This is a genomic window from Streptomyces sp. NH27 (assembly GCF_056859195.1).
In genome coordinates, this window is record NZ_JACEGK010000515.1 from 1 (window position 1) to 5832 (window position 5832).

The 5832-nt window shown below is 74.6% G+C and carries 5 protein-coding genes and 1 pseudogene; 4 read left to right on the forward strand and 2 right to left on the reverse strand.

Annotated elements, in window-relative coordinates:
• Positions 1–388: 388 nt before the first annotated feature.
• Positions 389–1501 (reverse strand): annotated as a pseudogene (locus AC13HU_RS30720) (hypothetical protein); the annotation flags it as partial.
• A gap of 70 nt (positions 1502–1571) precedes the next feature.
• On the reverse strand, positions 1572–2615 hold the full coding sequence (locus tag AC13HU_RS30725) for a phosphatase PAP2 family protein (protein WP_483045245.1): 1044 nt from the start codon (positions 2613–2615) through the stop codon (positions 1572–1574).
• A 237-nt stretch (positions 2616–2852) separates the two neighbouring features.
• Here AC13HU_RS30725 and AC13HU_RS30730 point away from each other — a divergent pair, with 237 nt between their 5' ends.
• The 4 genes from AC13HU_RS30730 to AC13HU_RS30745 all read left to right on the forward strand — a co-directional run bounded on the left by AC13HU_RS30730 (position 2853) and on the right by AC13HU_RS30745 (position 5777).
• Entirely contained in the window at positions 2853–3539 is a 687-nt protein-coding gene (locus AC13HU_RS30730) for a TetR/AcrR family transcriptional regulator (RefSeq protein WP_483045246.1), read from the forward strand.
• Between the two features lie 65 nt (positions 3540–3604).
• On the forward strand, positions 3605–4195 hold the full coding sequence (locus AC13HU_RS30735; RefSeq protein ID WP_483045249.1) for a histidine phosphatase family protein: 591 nt from the start codon (positions 3605–3607) through the stop codon (positions 4193–4195).
• Between the two features lie 205 nt (positions 4196–4400).
• Complete coding sequence (locus AC13HU_RS30740; RefSeq protein WP_483045247.1) at positions 4401–4787, forward strand: hypothetical protein; 387 nt, start codon at positions 4401–4403, stop codon at positions 4785–4787.
• Between the two features lie 135 nt (positions 4788–4922).
• Positions 4923–5777, forward strand: a complete 855-nt coding sequence (locus AC13HU_RS30745; RefSeq protein ID WP_483045248.1) for a spermidine synthase — start codon at positions 4923–4925, stop codon at positions 5775–5777.
• The last annotated feature ends 55 nt before the right edge of the window (positions 5778–5832 follow it).

Genomic DNA, 5832 nt, shown 5'->3' on the forward strand with positions numbered 1-5832 from the left:
GGAGTGTCCCGGTCGGTGCCGATCATCGCGCCCAGCGGCGCGCCCGCCTCACCCGCGGTGGTGAGCGGCACCAGCACCAGCGGCCGGTCGGAGAGGTGGCAGTGGCGTACGGTCGCCGCCGGGACGGCCCGGCGGGCCGCGACCGCCTCGGCCCGGGCAAGGGTGTGCAGCACGCTCATGCCGGGCCTCCCGTCGTACGCCCAGGGGCGGTGGCCGGCGGCTCGGCGGCGGCCGGCGCGGGCGTCTGCGCCGGGGCCGGGACGTGGGCGGGGGTCCGGGCCGGGTCCGGCGTCGGGCCGGAAGCGCGGGGCGCACCCGCCGCAGTGTCGTGGGCCCGGTCGCGGCCGCCGCCCGTATCGGGCTCGCCCGGATCACCCGCGGTGTCCCGCGCGGCGGCCATCGCCTCCTCGCGCAGCGCGGCGGCACGGCGCAGCGCCGCGACCGCCGGGTCGCGCGGGTCGCCCGCCCGGCCGTGGGCTGCGGCGAGCACCGCCTCGACGGTCGTGAGGTCGCCGAGTTCGCCGCGCAGCGAACGGCCCAGGGCCTCGACCTTGCCCGCCGCGCGGGAGCGGTCCCGGCAGTGGAAGGCCAGCTCACAGGTGGACAGGCACTCGGGCGCGTACGCGGCGGGGACGGTGTCCACGGCGGCGGCCAGTTCGGCCTGCGGTCGGGTGGGGGTGCGGCCGTCGGGCGTGTACGACAGGTCGAAGGTGGTGCCCTCGGGCAGCATGTCGGCGATGTCCGAGATCCGGGTGAGCCGGGTGAGCTGGCGGCGGGTGACGGCGAGCTGCTTGCGGATGTCGACCCGGTCGGCGGTGGGCAGGTTGGAGAAGTCCTTGGGGCAGACCAGCATGATGTCGGCGCGGGTCCGGCCGGGTGCGACGGCGTCCAGCGCGAGTACGTAGACCGCCGACTGCCGGGCCGCCGCGCCGACCTTCATCGCGTCGGCGCCGCCGTCCAGGATCGGGAAGGACTTGATCTCGACCACGGTCCAGGTGCCGTCGGGCGCGACCGCCACCGCGTCGGGTTCGAGGTGGACCGTGGAGCCCGCGACATCCAGCGCGAGCAGCGGGTGGTCGAGCAGGGTCCACTCGCCCGGTACGGCCTCGGCCAGCGCCATCCGGGTCCTGGCCACCCGGCCCTCGGGCCCGGGCGCCGACAGGTCGGGCAGCACCGCCTTGCCCTCCGCGCCGAGCAGCCGCAGCAGTTCGGCGCAGCCGTCGGCCTTGACCCGGGCTTCGAAGGCGTGGCCGCGGGAGAAGGCGAACCGGGACTGGCCGAACCGGGCGGGGGAGCCGAGCGCTTCGGCGACGGCGCCCTTGTCCACCCCGGCGGCGTCCATCACCGCGCGGCGCTTGCAGCCGGGGTTGGCGGCGAGTGCGGCCAGCGCCCGCGCGTCCATCGGGCGGGGGGTGGTGGCGGGACCGCGCAGAACGGCCAGCCGCTCCCGCAGGGAGTGCGTAGTGCTCACCCGTGAGAGTGTGGCATCCGGCACTGACAACCGGGCCGAGGCGCCCGCAACGCACGCCCGGAGTGAGCCCGGGTGTCGGCCGACAGGCAGGCCCGCGCGGTCAGTTGCGGGCGGCCGGTTCGCCGTCGGGCAGGGCCGCGGTGTCGGTTCTGGCGTCGGGCGCCGACATCGGGCGCGGTACGGACGGCGTGGCCGCGGGCTCCGCGCTCTCCGCCGCCAGGTCGTGCTCCGGGGCAGCCGCCGCGACCGCTCCTGCGGCATCGGACGTGACACCGGATATGGAACCGGCGGCACCGGCGGAACCGGCCGGCGCGGGCACCGTAGCCGTAGCCGTAGCCGTGCCCGCAGCCTGGGCCGAGGCCGTACGCCCGAAGCCGTACCGCGTGTACAACGCGTCCACCATCCGCAGCGCCGGCTTGGCCAGCACGAAGCCGACGCCCATCACCATCACGCCCGCGGCGGCGTCCAGCAGGTAGTGGTTGGCGGTGCCCATCACCACGAACGCGGTCATCAGCGGGTAGATCACGCCGAGGGTGCGCACCGTCCAGTGCCGGCCGTAGCGGAAGAGCATGATCCCGCACCACAGCGACCAGCCGACGTGCAGGCTCGGCATCGCCGCGTACTGGTTGGTGAGGTCGCCCATGCCGCGCGGCGCGCTCGCGTCGCTGCCCCACCAGCCGTAGGAGCCGTACTGGGCCATCGTGTCTATGAAGCCGTGGTGGCCGGTGAGCAGTCGGGGCGGCGCGGTGGGTAGCAGGGTGAAGCCGACCAGCCCGATCAGGGTGGACAGCATCAGCCAGGTGCGAGCCATCCGGTAGTGGGTGGGCCGGCGGCGCCACAGCCAGACCAGGACCGTCGGCGTGACTATGTAGTGCAGCGACGCGTACGCGAAGTCGGCCGGCACGCCGAGGAAGGCGTGGTCGGTGAACAGCCGGTTGAACCAGCGCTCCGGGTCGAGGTGCAGGATCTGCTCGAAGTGCAGGATGTCGGCGCCGTGCTGCACGGCGCCGCTCACGTCGCCGCGCACCAGCAGCCGCGCTCCGGAGTAGAGCGCGTAGACCACGGCGATGAGCGGAAGTTCGGTCCACCAGCGCAGCCTGCCGCGGTAGGCAGCGGCGCGCGGCGCAGTGGCAGTGATCGTCATCCGGACGTCTCTCCAGGTTCTCCGTTGGCCGCTGCTCCGGCGGTCTGGTCGGGTGGCGTAGGCTTAACCGTACGCCGTACGTTAAGTGCGGCGCACATCGCCCCCGAAGTTTTGCAGATACCCCGAGTTCGTATGGTGTTCAGCCCGGTCATGCAGGGTAAGCCCACCGCGAAGGACGCCCGGTTCCGCTCCCTGGTTGCCTGCCGCGAGGTACGAAGGACGAGAACAGAGATCCCGATGTCGGTACCCCCGTCGGCCCAGCCGCTCCGCTCCCCACGGCGCCGCGCACCCCGCAACACGCTCAACCCGGATCGTATCCTTGATGCCGCCATCGCTCTGCTCGATCGGGACGGCGCCGAGGCTTTCACCATGCGTGCGCTTGCCGAGCAGCTGGGCGTCGCCACGATGGCGGTCTACTCGCACTTCCGCGGCAAGGACGAGATCAGCGACGCCGTCGCCCAGCGCCTGCTGGACACCGTGGAGTTGCCGAGTGCCTGCGGCGCCCACCCGGACCGCGAACTGCGCGAGGTCTGCCTCGGCGTCTACCGGCTCTTCACCGAGCACCCGTCCGCGCTCCAGCTCCTCACCCGCCCCACCCGCGGCGACGACGCGATCGCCGTGATCGACCGGATGCTCGCGCTGCTGCGCAGGTCCGGGCTGTCCCGGCAGGCCGCGGTGCACGCCCATGTGACGTTGATGCAGTACACCGTGGGCTCCGCGCTGTGGAGCAACCGACGCACCCGCGTGATGTCCGACGAGGGGGCGCGCGAGCGGGTCCGGGCCAAGCTGGGCGCCCTGCCGGCCGAGCGCTACCCCTCCCTGGTCTCGCTGGTCCCCGAGCTGCTGTGCGCGCAGGAGGACACCGGGGCGCAGTACGAATGGGGGCTCGACCGGCTGCTGCGAGGGCTGCTCGCCGAGGACTGACGGCGGTGGGCGATGATGGAGGCGTTTTCGGCCCGGTCCGCGAAAGGTCCTTCGGTATGGCAGTGGTGGCGCCGCGTATCCTCCTGGTCCGGCACGGGCAGACGGAGTGGTCCCGCACCGGGCGGCACACCGGCCGCACCGACATGCCGCTCACCGACGAGGGCCGGCGCACCGCGCTGCTGCTCGGCGAACGCCTCGCCCGCGCCCCCTGGAGCGGCCTGCCCGACGCGGAGGTCCGCACCTCGCCACTGCAGCGCGCCTCCGGCACCGCCGACCTCGCCGGGTTCGGCCGGGCCAAGGAGTGGGACGCGCTGCTCGAATGGGACTACGGCCGGTACGAAGGGCTGACGCCCGCGCAGCTCCAGGAACTGCGGCCCGGCTTCCACATCTGGCGGGACGGGGTGCCCGGCGGGGAGACGCTGGCCGCGGTCGCCGAACGCGCGGACGAGGTGATCGAGTGGGCGCGGTCCGCCCCCCGCGACGTGCTGGTCTTCGCGCACGGGCACTTCCTGCGCGTCCTGGGCGCGCGATGGCTCGGTCTCGACCCGGCCTTCGCGGCCGCGCTGCGCCTCGACCCGGCCTCGCTGTCGGTCCTCGGCTGGGCCTACGGAGCGCCGGCGGTCGAACGCTGGAACGATACGGCGCACCTCGAATAGGGCAGGCCCCGGGCCGGTCCCAAGCGCCCCCGCAGCCTCCCGGTACCCGCCGGCCCCTCGGTGCCCAGCCACCCACCCCCGAACAGGGGGGCGGCGTGGGGATTCGCCAGGTAACGCCACCCCTGGCGGTGCCCCCCCGGTACAGCGGATCCCGTTGTAACAAGTGGGAGCCGATCACGTCGGCTCCCCTTGGAGGGAGGTTGCCGTGGAGAAGAGCAGTGCTTCGGGCCACAGCCCCGAAACGAGCGTGCCCCCGGCGCGGGACGTGGTGACCGTGCCGTCCAGGCAGGGCCTGGAGGCCGTGGACCTGCTGCGGCTGAGCACGGGCGTGGGGCCGGTGTTCCACGACCGCGCGGCGGACAGCCTGGCGTTCCTGGTCCCGCCGGGCACCGCGGACGGCTGGGACCTGCCCGGCAGCCATTGCCACCGTACGGACGGCGATCCGACGGCCTGCGGCAACGGCTGGCTGGTCCCGCCGCACACCGACCGGCCGGTGACGGACCCGGCGGTGCTGCGGGAGGCGCTGGGCGCGGCCGCCCGGACCATCGAGCTGGTCGACGGGTTCGCACAGCAGCCTCCGGCGTCGTCGTGAGGGCGGCGTGCGCGGGCGCCCACCCGCATCCGCACCCGCATCCACACCTGCACCCGCGCCCCTACCCGCATCCACACCGGTACGCGTCCGTGGCCGGGTGAACGGTGGCCGGTGCCGGCGGTCGATAATCGGACCATGGCACGTAATCGGCGCAGCCCCGCGGATCCCCGCACCACCCCCGTGGGCGGCGGCCTCGCCGAGCTGCGCCCGGACCGCGAGCGGCCACAGGCATGGACGCTGCTGGTGGGCGGTGCCCCGCAGTCCCACGTCGACCTCGCCGACCCGGCCCACCTCGACTTCGCCTACCAGCGCAGGCTCGGCCACATCATCGACCTCGCCGCGCCGCCCGGCCGCCCGCTACGGGTGGTGCACCTCGGCGGCGGCGCGCTCACCCTCGCCCGCTACACCGCGCACACCCGGCCGCGCTCGACCCAGCAGGTCGTCGAGCTCGACACCGCGCTGACCGAACTGGTCCGGGCCGAACTCCCGTGGGACCGCACCTGGCGGATCAAGGTACGCGGCGGCGACGCGCGGGAGGGACTGGCGAAGGTCCCCGACGGCTGGGCCGACCTGCTGATCGCCGACGTCTTCGCGGCCGCCCGCACTCCCGCGCACCTGACCAGCGCCGAGTTCCTCGCCGACATCCGCCGTGCGCTCGACCCCCAGGGCCACTACGCCGCCAACCTCACCGACGGCGGCGCGCTCGCCTTCCTGCGCGGCCAAGTCGCCACCGCACAGGCCGTGTTCAGCGAGACCGCGGTCGCCGCCGACCCGGCGGTGCTGCGCGGCCGGCGCTTCGGCAACGCGATCCTCCTCGCCGCCGACCGCCCCCTCCCGGTCGCCGAACTCACCCGCCGTGTCGCCACCGACCCCCACCCGGGCCGCCTCGAACACGGCCGCGCCCTCGCCGACTTCACCGCCGGCGCCCCCGTCATCACCGACGCCACGGCCACCGCCTCCCCGTCACCCCCCGCTCACGTCTTCGACTGAGACCGGTCGGCAAGTGGGGGGCGGCGTCGCGGGCCGCGGCAGGATGGGGGCGTGC

What these genes read in the sequence shown, in the direction of transcription:
- AC13HU_RS30730 (WP_483045246.1), top strand. Translation starts at nt 2,853, where the DNA reads ATGTCGGTACCCCCGTCGGCCCAGCCGCTCCGCTCCCCACGGCGCCGC.
- AC13HU_RS30745 (WP_483045248.1), top strand. Translation starts at nt 4,923, where the DNA reads ATGGCACGTAATCGGCGCAGCCCCGCGGATCCCCGCACCACCCCCGTG.
- AC13HU_RS30725 (WP_483045245.1), bottom strand. Translation starts at nt 2,615, where the DNA reads ATGACGATCACTGCCACTGCGCCGCGCGCCGCTGCCTACCGCGGCAGG.